This window comes from Haladaptatus sp. (assembly GCF_049589095.1).
Classification (GTDB): Archaea; Halobacteriota; Halobacteria; order Halobacteriales; family Haladaptataceae; genus Haladaptatus.
In genome coordinates this window covers 1-20,200 of sequence record NZ_JBAWAC010000147.1, presented here as the reverse complement: position 1 = coordinate 20,200, position 20,200 = coordinate 1, and the positions used below count along the sequence as shown (strand labels likewise).

General features: G+C 61.3%; 25 protein-coding genes. 15 read left to right on the top strand and 10 right to left on the bottom strand.

Annotated elements, in window-relative coordinates; genetic code table 11:
* Positions 1 to 69: 69 nt before the first annotated feature.
* A complete protein-coding gene (locus WBV42_RS05120) occupies positions 70 to 273 on the top strand; it encodes a DUF7472 family protein (RefSeq protein WP_423985069.1) in 204 nt (67 codons plus the stop codon).
* On the opposite strand, the gene WBV42_RS05115 is transcribed toward WBV42_RS05120, so the two are convergent.
* Positions 270 to 1,334, bottom strand: coding sequence for a DNA primase (locus tag WBV42_RS05115; protein ID WP_423985068.1), 1,065 nt, complete (start codon positions 1,332 to 1,334; stop codon positions 270 to 272). The two genes, WBV42_RS05120 and WBV42_RS05115, sit on opposite strands and share 4 nt — an antisense overlap.
* A 143-nt stretch (positions 1,335 to 1,477) precedes the next feature.
* Between WBV42_RS05115 and WBV42_RS05110 the strand changes: the two genes are divergently transcribed.
* On the top strand, positions 1,478 to 2,065 hold the full coding sequence (locus tag WBV42_RS05110; protein WP_423985067.1) for a DUF7474 family protein: 588 nt from the start codon (positions 1,478 to 1,480) through the stop codon (positions 2,063 to 2,065).
* Positions 2,066 to 2,097: 32 nt separating this feature from the next.
* Here WBV42_RS05110 and WBV42_RS05105 read toward each other — a convergent pair whose 3' ends face one another.
* Positions 2,098 to 2,841, bottom strand: a complete 744-nt coding sequence (locus tag WBV42_RS05105; protein WP_066140502.1) for a DNA polymerase sliding clamp — start codon at positions 2,839 to 2,841, stop codon at positions 2,098 to 2,100.
* A 182-nt stretch (positions 2,842 to 3,023) separates the two neighbouring features.
* Between WBV42_RS05105 and WBV42_RS05100 the strand changes: the two genes are divergently transcribed.
* Both WBV42_RS05100 and WBV42_RS05095 read left to right on the top strand, forming a co-directional pair.
* Positions 3,024 to 3,173: a hypothetical protein gene (locus tag WBV42_RS05100; protein WP_423985066.1), complete on the top strand. Its 150-nt coding sequence runs from the start codon at positions 3,024 to 3,026 to the stop codon at positions 3,171 to 3,173.
* A gap of 110 nt (positions 3,174 to 3,283) precedes the next feature.
* Positions 3,284 to 4,042, top strand: coding sequence for a 23S rRNA (uridine(2552)-2'-O)-methyltransferase (locus WBV42_RS05095; protein WP_066140499.1), 759 nt, complete (start codon positions 3,284 to 3,286; stop codon positions 4,040 to 4,042).
* A gap of 61 nt (positions 4,043 to 4,103) precedes the next feature.
* On the opposite strand, the gene WBV42_RS05090 is transcribed toward WBV42_RS05095, so the two are convergent.
* From WBV42_RS05090 to WBV42_RS05080, 3 genes are read right to left on the bottom strand one after another with little or no spacing between them, the layout of a single operon-like run.
* Positions 4,104 to 4,832: a queuosine precursor transporter gene (locus WBV42_RS05090; RefSeq protein ID WP_423985065.1), complete on the bottom strand. Its 729-nt coding sequence runs from the start codon at positions 4,830 to 4,832 to the stop codon at positions 4,104 to 4,106.
* Complete coding sequence (locus WBV42_RS05085) at positions 4,825 to 4,998, bottom strand: ribbon-helix-helix domain-containing protein (protein WP_066140492.1); 174 nt, start codon at positions 4,996 to 4,998, stop codon at positions 4,825 to 4,827. The genes WBV42_RS05090 and WBV42_RS05085 overlap by 8 nt, the downstream gene beginning before the upstream one ends.
* Before the next feature lie 36 nt (positions 4,999 to 5,034).
* Positions 5,035 to 7,269, bottom strand: a complete 2,235-nt coding sequence (locus tag WBV42_RS05080) for a twin-arginine translocase subunit TatC (RefSeq protein WP_423985064.1) — start codon at positions 7,267 to 7,269, stop codon at positions 5,035 to 5,037.
* 94 nt (positions 7,270 to 7,363) lie between these two features.
* On the opposite strand from WBV42_RS05080, the gene tatC reads away from it, so the two are divergent.
* Positions 7,364 to 8,218, top strand: a complete 855-nt coding sequence (gene tatC, locus WBV42_RS05075; protein WP_423985063.1) for a twin-arginine translocase subunit TatC — start codon at positions 7,364 to 7,366, stop codon at positions 8,216 to 8,218.
* Between the two features lie 322 nt (positions 8,219 to 8,540).
* Here tatC and larE read toward each other — a convergent pair whose 3' ends face one another.
* The gene (larE, locus tag WBV42_RS05070) at positions 8,541 to 9,374 is read right to left on the bottom strand and encodes an ATP-dependent sacrificial sulfur transferase LarE (protein WP_423985062.1); all 834 of its coding nucleotides are present in this window, start codon (positions 9,372 to 9,374) and stop codon (positions 8,541 to 8,543) included.
* A gap of 147 nt (positions 9,375 to 9,521) precedes the next feature.
* Between larE and WBV42_RS05065 the strand changes: the two genes are divergently transcribed.
* The 6 genes from WBV42_RS05065 (at position 9,522) to WBV42_RS05040 (ending at position 14,429) form a co-directional block, all read left to right on the top strand.
* Entirely contained in the window at positions 9,522 to 11,495 is a 1,974-nt protein-coding gene (locus WBV42_RS05065; RefSeq protein WP_423985061.1) for an endonuclease MutS2, read from the top strand.
* A gap of 105 nt (positions 11,496 to 11,600) precedes the next feature.
* Positions 11,601 to 11,831 carry a hypothetical protein gene (locus tag WBV42_RS05060; protein WP_423985060.1) on the top strand — a complete coding sequence of 77 codons (231 nt, stop codon included), beginning with the start codon at positions 11,601 to 11,603 and terminating at the stop codon, positions 11,829 to 11,831.
* Between the two features lie 99 nt (positions 11,832 to 11,930).
* On the top strand, positions 11,931 to 12,089 hold the full coding sequence (locus WBV42_RS05055) for a DUF1059 domain-containing protein (protein WP_082837713.1): 159 nt from the start codon (positions 11,931 to 11,933) through the stop codon (positions 12,087 to 12,089).
* A 75-nt stretch (positions 12,090 to 12,164) separates the two neighbouring features.
* Positions 12,165 to 13,295 carry an ORC1-type DNA replication protein gene (locus WBV42_RS05050; RefSeq protein WP_423985059.1) on the top strand — a complete coding sequence of 377 codons (1,131 nt, stop codon included), beginning with the start codon at positions 12,165 to 12,167 and terminating at the stop codon, positions 13,293 to 13,295.
* Positions 13,296 to 13,410: 115 nt separating this feature from the next.
* Entirely contained in the window at positions 13,411 to 14,142 is a 732-nt protein-coding gene (locus tag WBV42_RS05045; RefSeq protein ID WP_423985058.1) for a tetratricopeptide repeat protein, read from the top strand.
* The gene (locus WBV42_RS05040) at positions 14,139 to 14,429 is read left to right on the top strand and encodes a DUF424 domain-containing protein (protein WP_253225030.1); all 291 of its coding nucleotides are present in this window, start codon (positions 14,139 to 14,141) and stop codon (positions 14,427 to 14,429) included. The genes WBV42_RS05045 and WBV42_RS05040 overlap by 4 nt, the downstream gene beginning before the upstream one ends.
* Before the next feature lie 40 nt (positions 14,430 to 14,469).
* Here WBV42_RS05040 and WBV42_RS05035 read toward each other — a convergent pair whose 3' ends face one another.
* Positions 14,470 to 14,649, bottom strand: coding sequence for a hypothetical protein (locus tag WBV42_RS05035; RefSeq protein WP_066140458.1), 180 nt, complete (start codon positions 14,647 to 14,649; stop codon positions 14,470 to 14,472).
* A gap of 119 nt (positions 14,650 to 14,768) precedes the next feature.
* On the opposite strand from WBV42_RS05035, the gene WBV42_RS05030 reads away from it, so the two are divergent.
* Together WBV42_RS05030 and WBV42_RS05025 are read left to right on the top strand one after the other, a co-directional pair.
* Positions 14,769 to 16,013, top strand: a complete 1,245-nt coding sequence (locus WBV42_RS05030; RefSeq protein ID WP_423985057.1) for an aminotransferase class V-fold PLP-dependent enzyme — start codon at positions 14,769 to 14,771, stop codon at positions 16,011 to 16,013.
* An 88-nt stretch (positions 16,014 to 16,101) separates the two neighbouring features.
* Positions 16,102 to 16,638 carry a DsbA family protein gene (locus WBV42_RS05025; protein WP_423985056.1) on the top strand — a complete coding sequence of 179 codons (537 nt, stop codon included), beginning with the start codon at positions 16,102 to 16,104 and terminating at the stop codon, positions 16,636 to 16,638.
* A gap of 29 nt (positions 16,639 to 16,667) precedes the next feature.
* Here the strand turns inward: WBV42_RS05025 and WBV42_RS05020 are convergent, their stop codons facing one another.
* The gene (locus tag WBV42_RS05020; protein WP_423985055.1) at positions 16,668 to 17,012 is read right to left on the bottom strand and encodes a type II toxin-antitoxin system PemK/MazF family toxin; all 345 of its coding nucleotides are present in this window, start codon (positions 17,010 to 17,012) and stop codon (positions 16,668 to 16,670) included.
* Positions 17,013 to 17,369, bottom strand: a complete 357-nt coding sequence (locus WBV42_RS05015) for a MarR family transcriptional regulator (RefSeq protein ID WP_423985054.1) — start codon at positions 17,367 to 17,369, stop codon at positions 17,013 to 17,015. It lies immediately after the preceding gene.
* Positions 17,370 to 17,507: 138 nt separating this feature from the next.
* Here WBV42_RS05015 and WBV42_RS05010 point away from each other — a divergent pair, with 138 nt between their 5' ends.
* Complete coding sequence (locus WBV42_RS05010; RefSeq protein WP_423985053.1) at positions 17,508 to 18,149, top strand: HD domain-containing protein; 642 nt, start codon at positions 17,508 to 17,510, stop codon at positions 18,147 to 18,149.
* Positions 18,150 to 18,172: 23 nt separating this feature from the next.
* On the opposite strand, the gene WBV42_RS05005 is transcribed toward WBV42_RS05010, so the two are convergent.
* Entirely contained in the window at positions 18,173 to 19,273 is a 1,101-nt protein-coding gene (locus WBV42_RS05005; protein WP_423985052.1) for a bactofilin family protein, read from the bottom strand.
* Positions 19,274 to 19,444: 171 nt separating this feature from the next.
* On the opposite strand from WBV42_RS05005, the gene WBV42_RS05000 reads away from it, so the two are divergent.
* Positions 19,445 to 20,200: replication factor C small subunit (locus WBV42_RS05000; protein WP_423985051.1), on the top strand; the 756-nt coding region annotated here is incomplete at its 3' end.

The following is a 20,200-nucleotide window of genomic DNA, read 5'->3' as shown; positions in this document are numbered from 1 at the left end:
ACTCACGACGACGGACGGGCGCGACCGCGAAGCGGAGAACTTTTGATGTAACCCCGGGAAATCCAGAGCATGGAACTCGAGGGCGAAACGCTCCGCGACATCGTCGTCTCCGTCGTGTCGGTTGGATTTTTCATCGTAGCGATGTATATCGTCGGGTCGCAGTACGATACCGGCGGTATCACTGGAGCGGGCGCACTCGAAATCGTCGGCGTCATCGCGCTCTTCATTCTCGTCATGACCGGCGTCGGCTTCTGGTTGGCGAATCAGCACTAACGGTCGCGCCAGTCGGTCACGGTCCCGTTTTCGTCCAGCGCATCCTCGTAGTAAACGAGCGGATGCGTCACCGTTTCACAGCGCTGGTCCTGATTCACACAGTCGTCGTACGCCTGTAACGTCGCGCAACTCGGCGGCGCGAACTGCGTCGTTCGCTCGTCGCGGACACGCTCGATTCGAGCGCGCAGTCGGTCCCCTCGACCCGATTCTCGAACCTCACAGAGCGACAGTATCTCGTCCGCGTCGAGCCCGATGCTGGCGAGAAACGAGACGAGCGTGAACTCGGAGTGGGCGGGAAGCGTTTCCGCGTCCCGCATCCGGGAGAGCAGCGCCGTCATACACGGCGGGAACAGTTCCGGGGCGAGCGTGTCGATATCGTGTGAAAAGTCCGCGTCGGTGAACGACGACTCCAATTCCGACAGTTCCTCGTCGAGTGCAGCCGCGATTTCCGAGGGGACCGAAAGCGGTAGATCCTCGGCGATTCGCATCTCCACCGCCGTCCGGAGCAGTTCGTGCAGTTCGGCCTGCGAGACGGTGACGACGCCGTCCGAAAGCTGGCGCGTGACGAGTCGCCAATCGTCGCCGTAGTCACCCGCGAGCGAGATGTACGTGACGACGTCGACGCCGAAGTCGTCGCCGCGCGCGACGACATCCTCCGAGAGGTCGAAATCCGCGAGCAACTGTTGGAGCGTGAGCGACGTTCCGCCCGTGCTCTTCAGGCCGTCGTCGGGCGTCTCAAAATCGGTGGTGAACCGTTCGTAGGCCGTCGTCGCCTCGGCGCTGGCGTACTTTTCCACTGCACCCGGCGCGTTGAGGAGCGACACCAACAGTCGGGCGATGGGATAGGAAAGCACCTCGGTCGATGTCGCCCACCGCCGTCCGTCGTCCGGGGCGCGCACGGTTCCATCGAGCAATGCTCGGCGCACGCGCTCCACGCCACGCTCGACGGCGGGGTGGCGCTCTCCCTCGCCCGCGATAACCGCCGCAGGGTCCAGGTTTGCGTCCCGAACCGCCTCGCGGGCGGACGCGAGGAACGGGTATCGGGCATGGAGCGAATTCATTGTTCGCCGTTTCGAGCGATGGCGGATAAACGCGACGGTCGCCGGTAACGAGGGATTTCTCGGACGGGGGAAACGGAAATGCCGCATTTCCGCGATTCGGTCGAATCCAATCATCTATTACCGACGCGTGAGTACGGAATTGCGTGCCACGTTTCGACTATCCCTGTCCCGACTGTCGGACCACGACGAACCTCCACGGCCCCGACTGCCGATTCGACGGGGAGCCGTGGACGAACATCGAAAAGGCGTACACGGACATCGTTTCGGTCCTATCGGCCGACTCCCTCCCCGAGGAGGAACTCCGCGAAACGGTTCACGGGCGGTGGGACGCTACCCACGCCGCCGCGCTCGACCGACTTCGACACGAAAAGCGCGTCGTGGAAAACGACGGTGCGCTCCGATTGCTCACCGGCGACGAGTTCCGCGAAACCGTCTCCGAACCGAGTTTCGAGCCGATGCGGACGATTTACGAGAAAGGGAGCGTACCGGGCTGTCACGACAACGCCGTCTTCGCCATGATCGCGTGGTACGAGATGGTCGGCCTGTCGTGGCCCGAGACGCGTGAAAACGTGGTCGAGTGGCTGCACAAGAGCGGAACGTGGGGACGCGGCGGGTTCGAGGAGTCCACGCCCGAAGAACTGGTCGAGAACAAGCGTCACGTCTACGAGGTCGGCTACGGCTGGAAGGAGAAGGCAGAAGCGACGAAGGCCGTTATCGATCGGAATCTATAGAACGAGAGGAACGAGAGTCGTCGAGGCTGTTTTCAGTCGCTCTGGATACGCGGTGCGAGCATGTACGTCACTTGGCCCATGCCTTCCGCGATCTCGAAGTGAAGTTTGACGGGGAACTCCTCGCCGAGGTCGATGCTCACTTCGCCGTCGTTCGGGATGGCTTTGTTCATGTCCTTGAGATAGTCGAGACTGAACAGGGAGTGGGCGGGTCCGGTCGTGAGATCGATGAGGTCGTCGCGGTCGAGTTTCAGATCGACGTCGTCGGTGTCGCCTTCCGCTTCGACGTAGAACAACTCGTCGTCCTCGTCCACGCCGAGGGCGATGTGGTCGGACACCATGTCGGCCGCTTTGACCGCACGGTCGATATCGGACCCTTCGACGACGATAGTAGCGGAGAGATCGAGGTCCGGGATGTCGGGTTCCTGGCGGATGGAATCGGGGTCGATGAGCGCGAGGGTGTACTCCAAGCCGTCGATCTTGATGTGGAGTTTTCGCGTCTCCTCGTCCAACTCCATCTCGATGAGTTGGTCGGAGCTAGCCATGCCTGCGACGCTCTCGAGGCGGTCGAGATTGACGCCGAGGATACCGCCGTTCGACTCGTAGGACTCGAACGCTTCGGCGTCGAGTTGGAGGTCAACCATGCCGACGTTGGCCGGGTCGACTGCTTTGATAGTGAGGCCATCCTCCTCCAAGTGGATTTTACATTCATCCACAAGAACGCCCACGGAATCGATTGTCGTCCGGAGCGTATCCGCGCTCACGATAGCCTTGAACATGTTGATAGGGGGTATGAAAGGGTGGCATAAAAGTCATCCGTTCGCGCGCGCGGCGTGTGCATATTGAGGGCGCACCACGCCATCGAACGGGGGACAATCATACCACCGCCACCTGATTATTACAAGAGATAATATACAGATTTTTGATAAACTTTTTACGCTAGAAGGTACTCTGAAGAAATATGTCGCAGAAGTGGCGGCCAGAAGAATACACGCTCGACGAAGACGACCCTCGATGGGGAGTGTGCAACTACTGTAAGAAGAAGGTCTTCGTCGGCGGGAAGAACAAATCTGACCTCGTTCGTCATCAGGACGAGTGTGAATACCGCTGACGGGGGCATTCCTCGTCGTCCAGTTACGATTTTTGTAACGGTGGAACGCCACGGAGAGCGACGGACAACGAAGGGCGTAAACATCCTCGTAGACAACTCATTCCTAACAAATGGCCCGTAAAGATCACTACTACAACAAATCCAAGCAGCAAGGCTACCGCTCGCGGGCAGCCTACAAACTAAAGCAGTTGGACGAGTCCGCACATCTCCTCCACGAGGGCGAGACGGTCGTCGACCTCGGGGCGGCCCCCGGTGGCTGGTTGCAAGTCGCCGCGGAGGAAGTCGGCGACGATGGAACCGTGATCGGTGTCGACCTCCAGCGAATCAAATCCATCGACGGCGTCGAGACCATCCGCGGCGACATGACCGAGGAGGAAACCCAACAGGAAGTCATCGACGTCGCCGGTTCGGCCGACGTCGTCCTCTCCGACATGGCACCGAACATGACCGGCGAGTACAGCCTCGACCACGCTCGCTCGGTGTACCTCGCCCGACAGGCGTTCGAGACGGCCCTCGAACTGCTCGATTCGGGCGGCGACTTCGTCGTCAAGGTGTTCCAAGGACCTGACTTGGACGACCTGCGCGACGACATGGAACCGGAGTTCGAGTACGTCCGAACGATGAGCCCCGACGCGTCGCGTGACGAGTCCTCCGAGGTCTATCTCGTCGCCCGCAAGCGCCTCACTGCACCCGTCAGAGCGGGCGACAGGCTCGAAGTGACCATCGAAGGCGTGGGAAGCGAAGGCGACGGCGTGGCGAAAGTCGAGGAGTACACGCTGTTCGTGCCGAACACCGAGGAAGGGGAAACCGTCGAAATCCGCGTCGAGGACGTGAAGCCGAAGTTCGGCTTCGCCCAGCGACTGGACTAACGGTTCTCGTCGTCCATCACCGATTCTCGTCGTCCATCACCGAATCACTTCCCTCTGTTTTTCAGTCCGCCGAACTCGGCACTCGACCGACGTTCGTTTGTGAACGCAGATAGCCCACGACGGCGTAGACGAAGGGCGTGTCGAGGAGTGCGACGAACAGCTTGAAGATGTACTGGCCGACGATGAGCGACAGGACGACGCTCGTCGGGATTTTCGGTCCGATACCGGCGAATCGGGGGAGCGCGTAGAACGCGATTCCGACGAAGATGACCGTATCGATGGCCTGACTGGTCGCCGTCGAACCGATATTGCGCGCCCAGAGGTGGTCGCCGTCGGTGAGTTCGCGGATTTCGTGGAAGACGATGACGTCCCAGTTCTGGCTGACGACGTACGCACAGAGGCTTCCAATCACGATGTTCGTGCTCGCGCTGAGGACGGTCTGGAACTTCGTGGGGTCCACGCTGGACTGTGCGGCGGGTGCCTCGATGGTGGACCAGACGAGCACGAGCATGACGAATATCATCACGAAGGCGACGTTGACGAGTCGCTGGGCCGCCTTCCGACCGTACACTTCGGCGTAACAGTCCGACGCGAAGAACGTCAGCGCGTAGGCCAGCGCCGCACCCGGCAAGACGAGCGCGTCACCCGTAACCGGGAGCGAGAGCGGAATCGTGAACTGGAGCACCTTCGCCGCCGTGAGCTGTGCCGTCACCAGCGCCGTCACGAACAACCCGGTGAGGACGAGTTGACCGGTTGGGAGCGCGGACCCCGGTTGCACTCTCTCAGTCATCTTCGAGTCGTCCGTGACGTTCGTCTATCTCGTCCAAAATATCCAGCATCTTCCGGATCGACGCACGAATGGCGTCGCTTCTGTTCACGAACTTACCGTCGTCGCCGACGTGGTCGTCCAAGTCGGCGAGCAGTTCGTCGGGTATCTCGACGCTTATCTTGCTCATACCGTGGTATTCCGTGAAGAATACTTAAGCGCACCGTCAGGCGCGCCGACCGCCGAGCGTCCCAACCCAGAGACCGCCGAGACCAATGAGGTAGGCGACCGAGAGGGGAATCGCGATGAGGAACAGCGTGTACAGGCTGTCCGGGGTCACCAACGCGGCGATGACGAAGATACCGATGATGGCCGGACGCCAGTGTTCGAACATCGTCTCGAAGTTGAGGATGCCGCCCCAGTGGAACATGAACATCGTCACGGGGATGTCGGCGAGGAGGCCGATACCGACCGTGGTGAGGAAGACCAACCAGAAGAACGCCTTCACTCGGTAGTAGATGACCATGTCCGCGCGGTGGGCGTCCATGACCAGCCACGAGATGATCTCCGGCGCGACGATGGTGTAGCCGATGTAGCTGCCGACGAGGAGACCGGCAAAGAGCGCACCACCCCACGCGAAGAACACGTTGCGGTTCCCGCGGACGAGTTTTCGCTCCTTCATCGCGGGCCATCCGTAGTACAGCACCATCGGGAGCACGGACACGACCGCCAACAGCGTGCTGATCTTCACTTCGAAGATGAGCGCCTCGACCGGATGCAGAGTCACGACGTTGAGCAGTTGTCCGTTACCGGCGGCGGCCGTCACGGCTTCCGGGACGCGACTGGTGAAGTCCTTGTTGATGGTCCCGATACCGCCCTGATAGAGGTAGACGAAGACGCCCGCAAGCACGAGCATGAACACGATGACGATGCGGAACATCTTCGACATGAGGCTCTGGGCGATGAACGCGAAGTCGTAGTAGTAGCCACCGATGTCGTCCTCGGTCGTCTCGTCGTCGGTGAACGCGCTCGCCATCCCCGCCGTGGTACGCTGGAAGACGTTCCCCTCCTGCTCGGTACTCTGTTGTGCCACGTCCTCGGCGAGCGGTGCTTCCCCCTCGGGCGCGTCAGGATCGCTCTCACCCGTCTGAACCGCTGCATCGGCCTCCTTCGCTTCCTGTGCCGCGTCGTAGCGGTCGAGGATGGCCTGTGCCTTCTCGGGTTGGTCGGCATCCATCGCGGCGCGGGCGTACTCGACCGACTCGCCCTCGCCCATCTCGGCGAACAGTTCCGGTGGAGCGGCACGGACACCCGCCGCGTCGAGTTCGTACAGGTCGAGGCCCGTGGACTGACCGATAGCCGCGCTCTCTTCGAGGGAGGTGAACAGGAAGTAGAGCGTAGCGATAATCAGCACGACGAGCGCGACCGCGACGGCGGTCAGGACGACGGCTGTTTCGCGCGGGACGCCGATGGCTTGTTGTATCGGCGGGAACGGCGCTGGACGGTACTTCGCCGGAAGTCCCGAAAGGAGTTGTTCGTTCACGAAGCCGATGCCGTTCTGCGAGATGAACAGGTACGCCGCCGCCGCCGTGACGAGCGTGATTCCGGCGATGTAGTTCCACTTGTCCCGAATCGCCGTCCTCGGACTCACCTCGTTGCTTCCCCGTTTGATGGTAACGAGGAACTTCGACAGGTAGAGGCTGAACCCGTAGAGGAGACAAAGCGGAACCGCCCACATCACCTGCGTGAACGGGTCGGGCGGTGAGGCCACGGCACCGAAGACGAAGATGATGAGGACGGCGTACCGCCACTTGTCGCGGAACGTCTCGTAGCGCACGATACCTGAGTAGCTCAGCGAACTCATGATGAGCGGGAGTTCCGCCGCGAGACCGAACGAAAGGGAGATGATGAGGACGAATTCGGTCCACTGCACGATACCGTACTTCGGCTCCAAACCGGCGTTCACGGCGTTCTTCGCGAGGAAATTGAACATTATCGGGAGGTAGACGGAGTACCCGTAAGCGATACCCCCGACGAACAACAAAACGCCGAGCAGGACCAGCGGAACGATTTTCCAGTAGGAGATGGACGTTTCGGGATACCAATCGTTTTCCCGAATGGAATCACGAGCGAGATAGAGCAAGGCAGGAATGGAGAGAACGATACCGGCGAACATGGCGATTTTCGCCTGCAAGAGGATCACGTCGAACGGCGTCACGGCGACGATCGTGACGTGATTCATGACCTTCTGTGACATCCCCGAGGTCGTCACGTCGCGCAGGAACGGCCACACCACCCACGACATGCTATAGAACGTGCCGATGAACCCGATAACGAAGACGATGAAAACCTTCTGGAGTTCCTTCTGCGCCGTTCTCAGTAGGCCGCCAATGGTTTCACGGCCTGAAGCAACCGTTTTCGCCGTATCCTCGCCGATGAGACTGTTCCCCGAGGTAGACATTGCTTGGGGATGGTAGCCCCGTGTCAGTTATCAATCTTCCCGTCTCGCGAGATGAAGAAAGCCTATAATAATACGGCTGCTTATCCTCGGGTGAATGGGCGAAGAATCGGATGCGACGGCAGGTAGTAATCTATCCAAGGTTCCGGCGTCGGAAGAAGCGCCGGCGCCGCCGGATGAAGACCTGTACGAGCCAGAGGACCCGGAGCAAGCAGTCGAGCGGCCGAGTCAGCCGATGGAGGACGAGGAGATGCCGCTGGCCGACCACGTCGAGGAGATGATAAAACGGCTCGCCGTTGTCATCGTCATCGCAGCGGTCGTCACCCTTCTCATCCTCCCGACCGCGGACCACATCATCAACTTCCTCTGGTATCAGATCCTGCCGATTTCGAAGGACACCCGACCGCGAATCTACGCTCCGCTGGCGCTCGTGATGACGAAGCTCAAAGTCGCCAGCCTCGGCGGCCTCGTCGTGGCGCTCCCCGTCATGGTGTACGAGACGTACCTGTTCATGCGCCCCGGACTCTACCCGAACGAGCGACGCTACTACCTCGCCGCAGTCCCGACCAGCCTCGTCCTCGCGTTCGTCGGACTCTGTTTCGCCGACTTCCTCATCCTGCCCGCCATCTTCAAATACTTCCTCTCGTACACGTCGAGCGCGGACGTCGGCATCGCCTTCGGGTTGACGAAAACGTTCAACCTCATCCTGATGATGATGGGCGTGTTGGCCATCGTTTTCCAGATTCCGCTCCTCATCATGCTCGCCATCATGATGGGACTGACGACACGCCAGTGGATGGCCAGCAAACGCCTGTACTTCTGGGGTGCGTTCGCCGGATTCGCCTTCCTCTTCAGTCCCGACCCGACGGGAATGGCCCCGTTCCTCGTCGCGATCACGATGGTCGGGCTGTTCGAGGGAACTCTGCTCCTCCTAAAATGGACGGGCAGGTGACCGTTTGACACAGTTTTTGGCACACACACATTTCCGTGGAGATACACAATGAGAGCTTTCGATAGCTGTAATCGGTATATAACTAAGAGGATCTGTCCTCAATGTAGTGGTAGCGTTCGTACCTGCCCTTAGCTCGCGTGCCAGCAGCTACAGACCGCAGTTCGCGTGCCAGCAAACTGCCACCCTTTGGGTGCGAACGCCCGACGCTGCTTTCTATCGATCGTCAGTCCCCGAGTCTGCACTGAACTCGTCCTCGATCAGCGGTTCGCGTGTGTCAGATTCGTTTCCCTCGGACATCGCTCTCTCGTTCGCTCTTCGATGTTCACTCGCCAGTCGCCGAGTGAACATCGCTTTCCGGGCTCACACTTCCAGTCCGATAACCGTGTAGGTCGAGCGTGACGTGGTCGAAACCGAGGTCCGTGAAGTGGTCGCGGGCGGCGCGAACGAACTCCTCGTCCAGCGCCCGCGACAGTTCCGCCTCGCCGAGCTCGATCCGGGCGAGTCCGTCGTGGTCGCGGACGCGAAACTGGGTGAATCCCCACTGGCGAAGGAGGGTTTCGGCGCGCTCGATGCGCGAAAGTCGCTCCTCGGTCACTTCCAATCCGGTCGGGATTCGGGAGGAGAGACACGCCATCGCGGGTTTGTCGGCGACTGAGAGGTCGTACCGCTCGGCGATTTCGCGCACCTCCGATTTCGAGATGTCGTGCTGGAGGAGCGGCGAGTAGGCATCGAGTTCCTCGACGGCGCGGAGGCCAGGGCGGTGACCCGCACTCACGTCGTCGGCGTTCGTCCCGTCGCAGACGACCCCGATGTCGAGTTCCGCCGCCGCCTCGAACATCGAACCGAGGCGCATCGTCCGGCAGTGATAACATCGCTCGTCGTCGTTTTCGACGAAGTTCGGGTCGTCCAACTCGCTGAACTCGGCGATTTCGTGGCGGATGCCGATCTCATCGGCGACCCGCTTTGCATCCGCGAGTTCGGCTTCCGGCAATGTTTCGCTCTTCGCGGTACAGGCGACGGCGTCGTCGCCCAGCGCGTCGTGTGCGATGGCGGCGACGACGCTCGAATCGACGCCGCCGCTGAACGCGACGAGGACGCCGTCACGGTCCGCGAGGTCGGCTTTCGCGGCTGTCAGTTTCTCCGAGAGGGTCGGCATACCTCGTGATTGTTGTGGACCGGCAAAAACACTTGGAGGGGGACAGTACATCGAATTCCACCGATCCGACTGCTCTCAGGAACGGACGGCCGTCGATCGGTACGCGTCGGGAACGTTTTTTATGTATGCCGCAATATCACGGAGCGAATGGAGTTCGAGGCGGTACCCGGCGTCGGTGCGAAGACGGCCGACGCGCTCGCGGAACTGGATAACGCCGAGCGAGCGCTGGAGACCGGCGACGTCGCCACGCTCGCGCGAGCGCCGGGCATCACGGAAGGACGCGCTGCCGCCATCGCGCGCGGTGCCATCAGGATTCGACACGACGACGAGGGCGGCTTTCTCGCGACCGATAGAGCGCGCGAACTGTACCGCGACGTGCTTTCCTTGGTGCAAGCGCGCGCCGTCACGACGTACGCCGAGAAGCGCCTCGAAACGCTGTACCCGAGTTCGACCGCGTCACGGATCGAGGAAGTCCACGAGTTTACCCGCCGTGCGATGGACCGCACGCCGACGGCGGACGTACGCGACGCGTTGGCGGGCGTCGAACCGCTGTCGAGTCCGCGAGGGGTTCGAGTCAACGACCGCTGTCTGGCGACGACGGATGCCGAACGCTACGCGGAAGCGCGCGAGGCGATCCCGGAACTGCCGATAGAGGTCGTGGAGGACACGCGGGAACTGGCGGAACTCGCACGCGGCTATTCGACCGTCGTCGCGCTGGACGAGGCGTTCACGGGCGTCGCCATCGACGGCGACGTTCGCGTCGAACCCGACGCATTGGACACCCCGGCGGAACTCGTTCCCGAACGACCGCTGGCCTTCTTCGCCGAGAATCGGGAGACGTTGCTCGCGGCCGCCGAGGTCCATCGCGTCGCGGGATTGGATGCACCGCTCGACATCGACGGACTCGAATCCGCGTTGGCCCGTGTCACCGCGGACGGCGGGGTGACGGGCGACGAGGAACTCTCCCGGTTGACCGACGCGATTTCGGATCTGGACGCCGCCGTCTCGATGGCCGAGAACGTCGCCAACGACCGACTCCGCGAAGCGATTCGGGAGCGAGACGTGACCATCGAAGGCTCCGACCTGCTCTCGCTGGTCGAACGCGGCGCGGGGGTGGATTCGCTCCTCTCGCGCGAACTGACCGACGAGTACGACGACGCGGTCGACGCCGCCCGTGAACAACTGGTCGAGACGTTGGCGCTGGACGCGGGCGAAACCGAACTCGCTCGACAGGCGTTCTCGGACGACCCGACGTTTCCCGTCGAACACGACGAGGGCGTGATTTCGCGGCTTCGGGAGCAACTGACCGCCGAGAAATCACGACGCGCGGCGCGGCACAAGCGCGAACTCGCGCGTGAACTCGCGGACGAACGCGAGGCGGCGAGGGAACTGGTTCGCGCCACGCTCGAACTGGACGTGGAGTTGGCCGTCGCGCGGTTCGCCCGCGACTTTGACTGCACGATGCCGGAATTCGACGGCGACGGCTTCGACATCGTCGGCGGGCGCTCGCCGCTCCTCGACGTGGCGTTCGAGGACGTGGAACCCGTGGATTACGGTGTGTCAAGCGTGGCACTGCTCTCGGGCGTCAACAGCGGCGGGAAGACATCGACGCTGGATCTGGTGGCGCTCGTCGTCATCCTCGCCCACATGGGCCTGCCGGTTCCCGCCGAGTCGGTTCGACTACGGCGGTTCGAGGAACTGCACTATCACGGGAAGACGCAGGGAACCTTGGACGCTGGCGCGTTCGAGAGCACGCTCCGACAATTCGCCGCCCTCGCCGACGGGGAGACGGGCAGACTCGTGCTGGTGGACGAACTCGAAAGCATCACGGAACCCGGCGCGAGCGCGAAGATCATCGCGGGAATTCTGGAGGAACTCGGCGAGCGCGACGTGACCGGCGTGTTCGTCTCCCACCTCGCCGACGAGATTCGGGCCGTGGCTAACTACGCCGTCGCGGTCGATGGAATCGAAGCGAAGGGGTTGGTCGATGGAGAACTCGTGGTGGAGCGCTCGCCGGTCAAGGACCACCTCGCTCGTTCGACACCCGAACTGATCGTCGAGAAACTGGCTGACGGGGGCGAAAACGGCTTTTACGAGCGGCTGTTGGAGAAGTTCGATTAGGGGTCGTTGCCAACTGCGGGATGTGACCCTCTGGAACGTACTTTCGGTTGGCTAGAAAATTAGATGAATATGTCCTCGTCGCGGGTTTTTTGGGTCGCTCTTACGGTGTACGGAATCAGTGTCTCGATACGGTGGGTCGCCGAATCGCTTCCGGGACCCCTCACTGCCGTATCGCTCGTGACAGGCGTCGCCGCCCTCGGAATCATATTCGGTGGCATTTACGGTACGCTTCGGCCGGACGAGGCGGGGGGACCCGCCGCGAAAAGTCCACTGACTTACTGTGCCGTTCTGGGGGCGGTGCTATCCACTGCTGGCCTCGCGTTACGGGTCCTGTGATCGAGCGTGATTGACCGCCTCTCCTCGTTTCGACAGCCAGAACGGTTACCTATCAGCATACCGTTCCCGTTTGTGCCCCGAAACGGGGGGAGATTCATCATGGCACAAGAATTCGAATGTACGCAACAGGATTGTGACTTTATGGTACGGGCGAACGACGAGCAAGAAATCATCGATATGGTGCAGGAACACGCCCAGGAAAAGCACGGTATGTCGATGGACAGAAATGACGTCCAAGGTGCAATAGAGCAGATCTGATAGCTCAAACGCCTGTGTTCGACCTCTTTTGTCGCTGGCGAAGGATTAAGTAGCTACGGAAGCGTGGTGAAAGTGATGGCAGACGACCCCGAGGAGGGGATGTTGTCGTGGGACGAGTCGGTGTTCCGCGAGGAACACGTCTTCGAAATCGACTACGTGCCCGAGACGTTCAAACATCGGGAATCCCAGACACAGAGCCTCCAATACGCGCTTCGGCCAGCAGTTCGCGGGTCGCGCCCACTCAACGTGATGGCGCGCGGGCCGCCGGGGACTGGCAAGACGACGTCCGTCCAGAAGTTGTTCGACGAGCTAGCGGCCCAGACGGACGTACGGACGGTTCGCGTCAACTGTCAGGTCGATTCGACGCGCTATGCGATTTTCTCGCGCATCTTCGAGGGTATCTTCGACTACGAACCGCCGTCCAGCGGCATTTCGTTCAAGAAGCTGTTCCGCCAGATCACTGACAAACTGGTGGAGGAGGACGAGGTGCTGGTCGTCGCGCTGGACGACGTGAACTACCTGTTCTACGAGGGAGAAGCGTCGGACACGCTGTATTCGCTCCTCCGCGCTCACGAGGCCCACAGCGGGGCGAAGATCGGCGTTCTCGTCATCTCCTCCGACCTCAACCTCGACGTCATCGAGGAACTGGACACCCGCGTCCAGAGCGTCTTCAGGCCCGAGGACGTGTACTTCCCGGTGTACGACCGACAGGAGATAATCGACATCTTCGGCGAGCGCGTCAAGCGCGGGTTCCACGACGGCGTCATCGGCCCCGACGTGCTGGAGCGCGTGGCGGAACTCACGTCCGAGAGCGGCGACCTGCGCGTCGGCATCGATCTGCTCCGGCGGGCGGGGCTGAACGCCGAGATGCGCGCCAGTCGAACCGTGAGTTCGCAGGACGTGGAGGACGCTTACGAGAAGTCCAAGTTCGTCCACCTCTCGCACAGCCTGCACGCCCTGAGCGACCACGAGGTCACCCTCGTCCGCGTCATCGCCGAACACGACGGCGAACAGGCGGGTGAGGTGTACGACGTGTTCCACGACCAGACCGACTTGGGCTACACCCGCTACTCGGAGATCATCAACAAACTCGACCAACTCGGCATCATCGACGCCACCTACACCAACGTCGATGGCCGCGGGCGGTCGCGGTCGCTGTCGCTACGCTACGACCCGGAAGCCGTGTTGGCGCGATTGGACGACTGAAAGCGACGTGGTTGATTTTGATTGGAACGCCCTTCAGTGGCCACCACCCCAGAATCTCGATTCTCGCCGTCCTCGTGGCGCAGTCCTTAACAGTGCGCCGCACCAAGCGGGAGTAATGACCGACGAGCGAAGTCACAAATTCTCCGAGGGACAAGGCTTCGACGACCCGTACGATGAGTTCGACTTGGACCCGCCGGAACTCGAAGTGAATCCGGACGAGGTGGACCCGGTGGACTCCCGAGTCGTGACCGACCTCCTCGACCAGCAGGCGATTCCGCGGGACAGGGTTTCGGTTTCCGACCTCATGGAGGTCGGGCTGAGCTACATGCAGATCAACCGCTTCGAGCAGGCGACCGAGACGTTCGAGCGGGCGGCGCGGTTCGCCGACGAGGACTCCCACGACGCACAGGAAGCCTGGGCGAACAAAGGCGTTGCCCACGCAGAACTGGAGGAGTGGGACGAGGCCATCGGCGCGTACCGTGAAGCGCTGCACATCGACGACGACAGCGAACACGCCGCGACGGCGGAGACGAACCTCGCCTACGCGCTCTGGGAATCCGGCCGAACGGAGCAGGCGCTCGAACACTCCGAGCGGGCGGTCGAGATCGACCAGCGGTTCCCGCAAGCGTGGTTCAACCGCGGATTCTTCCTGCTCGAACGCGGGCTACTCGAAGACTCGGTGAACTGCTTCGACAACGCGATCCGCCTCGGCTTCCGGAACGCGCAGGTCATCGAGGAGAAGGCCCGCGCACTGGAGGAGTTGGGCGAGGACGAGGAAGCCGAAAAGCTCGCCGAGGAAGCCGAGGAGATGCGACGGGAGGCCGAGGAAGAGTTGATCCAGGAATGATACTCAAGGAGCGCGACACGGGCGAAGGGCTGCTGGTCGCGGTCTGTGACGACGACGTGTTGGGCGAGACGTTCGAAAACGGCGACCTCTCGTTCACCGTCAGCGAGGAGTTCTACGGCGGCGACGAGGCCGACGAGGACGAAGTCGTAAGCAGCCTCACGCGGGCCAACGTGGCCAACATCGTCGGCACCGACGCCGTGGCGCTCGCGGTGGACGCCGGGTTTGTGGACGAGACGAACGTCCTCGAATTCGACTCCACTCGACACGCGCAGTTCCTGCGGATGTAAGCGCGGAAAAGCGGACTGTTATTTCTCTTCGACCAATCGATTAATCGAGATACGCCGGGACGTTCACCGCGATGAGACAGAGGAGGGAACCGACGACCGTTCCGATGGCAACCGGTAGGTAGCCAGCGTGGAATGCCACTGTCAGAAACGTGTGAAAGAGGCCGACGAACAGGAGGGCAAGAAAGAGTAGATTGCCAACCAAGCGTCGTTTCGAAACCATAGCGGACCTATGAACTGAAGGGTCTTAACGTACGTTGCCAGCCGGAAGGCCGAATCAGATAGCGGTGGGGCTTGGGGAGACCGAAGAAGTGTTCCCACTCGAACTCCAACTAATACCTAATGGAATCACAGCAGTCCGACACGCTGGATGTCGAACGCATCCGGGAGGACTTCCCGATCCTTCAGCGGGAGTTCAACGGCAAGCAGGTGGTGTATCTCGACAACGCGGCGACGACCCAAACGCCCGACCAAGTCGTCGATACCATCAGCGACTACTACCGGAACTACAACGCGAACGTCCACCGCGGCATCCACCAGTTGAGCCAGGAGGCCTCCATCGCCTACGAGGAGGCCCACGACCGAATGGCCGAGTTCATCGGCGCGAGCGGGCGCGAGGAGATGGTGTTCACGAAGAACACGACCGAATCCGAGAACCTCGTCGCCTACGCGTGGGGACTGAACGAACTCGGGCCGGGCGACGAAGTCGTCCTCTCCGAGATGGAACACCACGCGTCGCTCGTGACGTGGCAGCAACTCGCCAAGAAGACCGGCGCGGACGTGAAGTACATCCCCGTGAACGAGCAGGGGTATCTCGACATGGACGCCGCCGCGGAACTCATCACCGACGACACGAAGATGCTCAGCGTCGTCCACGTCTCGAACACGCTCGGAACGGCGAACCCCGTCGGCGAACTCGCGGACCTCGCACACGACCACGACGCCCTCATCTTCGTCGACGGCGCACAGGCCGTCCCGAACCGCCCCGTGGACGTCGAGGCCATCGACGCCGACTTCTACGCCTTCTCCGGCCACAAGATGGCGGGGCCGACCGGCATCGGCGGCCTGTACGGCAAGGAGCACATCCTGGAGGAGATGGAACCGTACCTCTACGGCGGCGAGATGATCCGGAAGGTCACCTACGAGGATTCGACGTGGGAGGACCTGCCGTGGAAGTTCGAGGCAGGAACGCCGAACATCGCGCAGGGAATCGCCATGGCCGCCGCCGCGGACTACCTTGACGACATCGGCATGGAACGCATCCAGCGCCACGAGGAGGGACTCGCCGAATACGCCTACGACCGCCTGACCGAGGAGGGCGACGTGGAGATTTACGGCCCGCCGGGCGACGACCGCGGCGGCCTCGTCTCGTTCAACGTGGACGGTGTTCACGCCCACGACCTCTCCAGCATCCTCAACGACCACGCCGTCGCCATCCGCGCCGGTGACCACTGCACCCAACCACTTCACGACAAACTCGGCGTCGCCGCCTCCGCGCGGGCATCTTTCTACATCTACAACACCCGCGAAGAGGTCGATAAACTGGTCGAAGCGGTGGACGACGCTCAGCAGTTGTTCGCGAGATAACCTCCGGATCACGATTTTCAGTGACCGTATTCTTGTCCGTGAGATAGGTCTATGACCGATGCTAGCGGTAGGGTAGACGGGGGGAACAATGAGTCAATCACGTGTCTCACAGCTTGCTGTACCGGTTAATCGGAACGACCACATCGATGGAGTCGACGATACACCCGTCACATTCGTCGAATACGGTGATTACGAGTGCTCGTACTGTGAAGGTGCACAGCAGGCGGTGAAAGAACTGAGACGGACGATGGACGATCAAGTGCGGTTCGTCTTTCGGCATTTCCCGCTTTCACAGTTGCATCCGCACGCGGAGGAGGCAGCGGAAGCGGCGGAAGCGGCGGCGACACAGGGGAAGTTTTGGGAGATGCACGACCTGCTCTTCGAGGTATCGGATGAGATAGGGGAGACAGAATTGCGGGATGTCGCCGCGACGCTCGACCTCGACCTCGCTCGGTTCGACGACGACCTCGAACGACACGCGTACCGCGACCGAGTTCACGAAGATATCATTTCGGGTGCTCAAAGCGGCGTGATCGGAACGCCGACGTTCTTCATCAACGGGGAACGCTACGACGAGCAGTGGGACGCCACCCCACTTCGGGCGGCCCTCGAAGACACGATGTGACTGCCGGGAAAATAAAACACCGTTCGGCGTCACTCATCGACTGTAAGGCCAATAAACTGACCAAGGTCAGTGACGACACGTTCAAGAATTTCCTCACTGAGTTTCCCTTGGTGACGATCAAAGTCCGAGAATTTAATCGTCGTACAATACCAGGGAGAGACATAACTCTGTTGTGACGTCCCACCGGTTTCCCAGTCTGTACGAGCGATTTGAATTCCTTCTGCGTGGGGTGTCGTTGTTAGACCGACCGCGATGCATTCCTCTTCAGCAAACGGATGTGATTCCATACTGAGGACGAGACAAGGTCGATACATATTGCCATCTTTGAACAGTGCAGGACCCCACCAAACTTCGCCACGAGTAGCCGACGGCATCTAGTTATCCTCGTTTGCTGGGTCGTCAACCGATTCCCATTCGTCGGGATCCTCTGGACCGAAACGGTCCGTCATCGCTCGGGCGGTTGAACGTGTGGCTGTATAGGCCGCAAGTGCCTCATCGTCTCCGATTGCCCAGTAGTGTCCCCGATGACGAACGAGATCGCGGTCTTCTAATCGACCAAGAACAGCGTTGATGCTGTTTCGGAGGACACCAGTTTCCTCGGCGAGTTCCGTGGGTGTAAACGCTTGATCAGGGTGGGATGCAAGAAACGAAAGAATTCGTTCAGCATTCGTTCCACGATATTTGAGGTCGTTCTCGGATGCTGTTTCGAAGGTATCGATGTCGATGGGCATGTGTATCTATTTGTACCTGAAAAACATAAGTGTACGTGCTGTACGTGATGTACGAGCAGACGAACCACGCTCACTTTGGACCGCTGACTTCCCGCTCACTTCATTTATCTCGAATCCGTCAGAACAGTCCCAAGACGAATGTCCGCGAACGACCTCCCCGCGCAAGTCCGCCCGATCGCCAACCACTACTTCGAGAACGTCGCCCCCGCACACGACTGGCATCACGTCCAACGGGTCGCCAATCTCGCCGAAACGCTTGCCGCGGAGGACGACCCGGACGGACGAATCCTCTTCTCGGCGGTGTGGTTGCACGACATCGGCCGGGGGCGCGAGGACCGCGGCGAAATCGAGGACCACGCCGAGTGGGGTGCCGAGGAGGCCGAAGGGATTCTCGCGGAGTTCGGGGCGACGGAGCACGAAATCCGTGCCGTCCAACACTGCATCCGCGCCCATCGATTCTCGAACGACGTGGAACCCGAGACGCTGGAGGCGAAACTGCTGTCCGACGCGGACAACCTCGACGCGCTCGGTGCCGTCGGCATCGCGCGAAACTTCTGTTACGGCGGGGAACACGGCGAACCCATGCACGACCCCGACCTGCCGCTCAACGACGACGAAACGCGGGCGGGTGCGACGTCGATGAACCACTTCCACAAGAAGATTCTCCGACTTCCGTCGCGGATGTACACCGACGCTGGCCGACGCGTGGCCGACGAACGACGGGCGTTCGTGGAGACGTTCATCGACAGGTTCGAGCGGGAAGTCGATGGCGAGTGTTGAGAATCAGTAGGACGCTCTAAAAGTCAGTCTGCGGGCGTCTCCTCGTCACCGCCTGTGGGGGCTTCCATGTACTCCGGCGTGTTCCGCCGTCCGCGATAGCGCGACCAGAGGGCGGCGGCCAGCGCCCCGAGACCCAACAGCAGGACGACGAAGGTGAAGATTCCACCGACGACTGGGATTCGGGAGAGGATTGCGACCACGAACAGACCGAGAATCAATCCAAGCCAGTGTCCGCCCGAGTCGGCGAGCGAGAGCAACCAAACGCCGACCGTGAGCGACCCGTAGACGGTCGCAATCCAGAGGAAGATGGCGAAGACGATGGCACCGAGAATCGAGATGGGAATCCCGATTACGGTGATGGCGAAGACGAGAAGGACGATGGGAACGAGGACGAGAAAGAGGATGCCGACCCCGATGGAGAACAACGGGTTGGTTCGGCCGTTGTCCGCGACGCTATCGGAGAACATCGGGAACAGCGCCAGCAGCACGATTCCGAGCAGGAGATTCACGAAGAAGCCGTACACCGCGCCGACCCAGCCCGGAATTTTCGGTATCGGCGAAGGACCGGCGTCTGTCAACGACTCGTCCTGCCGGACGGTTCCGCCGACGGTCGCGCCGTTTTGCCGGTTGAATTTGTTCACGTCGTACACGAGGTTGCCGCCGACGTTCGCCGAGTTGGCGAGCGTGAGCGTATCGCCCGCGACTTGGGCGTCACCGTTGACCGTTCCCGCAATCAGGGTGTAACCCGAGGCCCCTTCGAGTGATTGTCCAACCGTCGCGCTTTTGGCGACGACGAGGTTGCCGGTCTGGGCGTCCACGTTTCCGTTGACGGTGCCCTCGATACGGACGTTTCCGGCGAACGCCGACACGTCGCCGTTGACGGTTCCGGTTTGGGCGACGAGGACGTTACCCGAAAACGCTTCGAGATTACCGTTGACGGTGCCGCGAATTACGACGGTCCCGGCGGTTGCGGAGAGGCCACCGCTGACGGTTTGGCCCTGTCCGACGACGACGGTTCCACCGGTTCGCGTCTGCTCCGCCGCCGCCGTCGCCGGTGCGATGGCGAGAAGGAGCACTAGGACGATGATCGGAACGAGTCTACGACGAGTTACGAGTGCGCACATGGCCCAAGGTGTCGATTTCCGGGAGAATAGTAATTGAGTCGTTATCGACGAGAATCGTGGATTTTCACGCCGGAATCGACGGCCTAACCGACGGCCGTCACCCACCGGAATCCCGAACCGCCAGCGTGGATTCTCGGGGCCTTTAAGAACGATAGGTTCCTTTGCTGGACCATGAGCGAGGCCGACGCGGAAAGCGTCCCCGGACGCGGCACCATCTGGGTCGAAAAGTACCGACCACAGACCCTCGACGAGGTGGCTGGTCACGACGACATCACCGCTCGACTGGCGAGTTACATCGAGCAAAACGACTTGCCCAACCTGCTCTTCTCGGGACAGGCGGGTATCGGCAAGACGACCTGTGCCGTCGCTATCGCCAAGGAATTGTACGGCGATAGCTGGCAGAGCCACTTCCTCGAACTGAACGCCTCCGACGAGCGTGGTATCGACGTCGTGCGCGACCAGATCAAGAACTTCGCCCGCCACGACCCCGGCGCGGTGGACTTCCAAATCATCTTCCTCGACGAGGCCGACTCCCTGACCAGCGACGCACAGGCCGCCCTCCGCCGGACGATGGAGCAATTCTCGAAGCGAACGCGGTTCATCATGTCGTGTAACTACTCCTCGAAGATCATCGACCCCATCCAGTCGCGGTGTGCGGTGTTCCGGTTCGGGCCGATTGCGGACGAGGCGGTCGCTGATCGAATCCGGTACATCGCCGACGAGGAGAACATCGAAACCACCGAGGACGGCATCGAAGCCCTCGTCTACGCGGCGGACGGCGACATGCGTAAAGCCATCAACGCCCTCCAAGCCGCCGCGGTCATGGGTGAACAGGTGGACGAGGAGAGCGTCTTCGTCATCACCAGCACGGCCCGCCCCGAGGACATCAAGGAGATGGTACGGCACGCCATCGACGGGGATTTCACC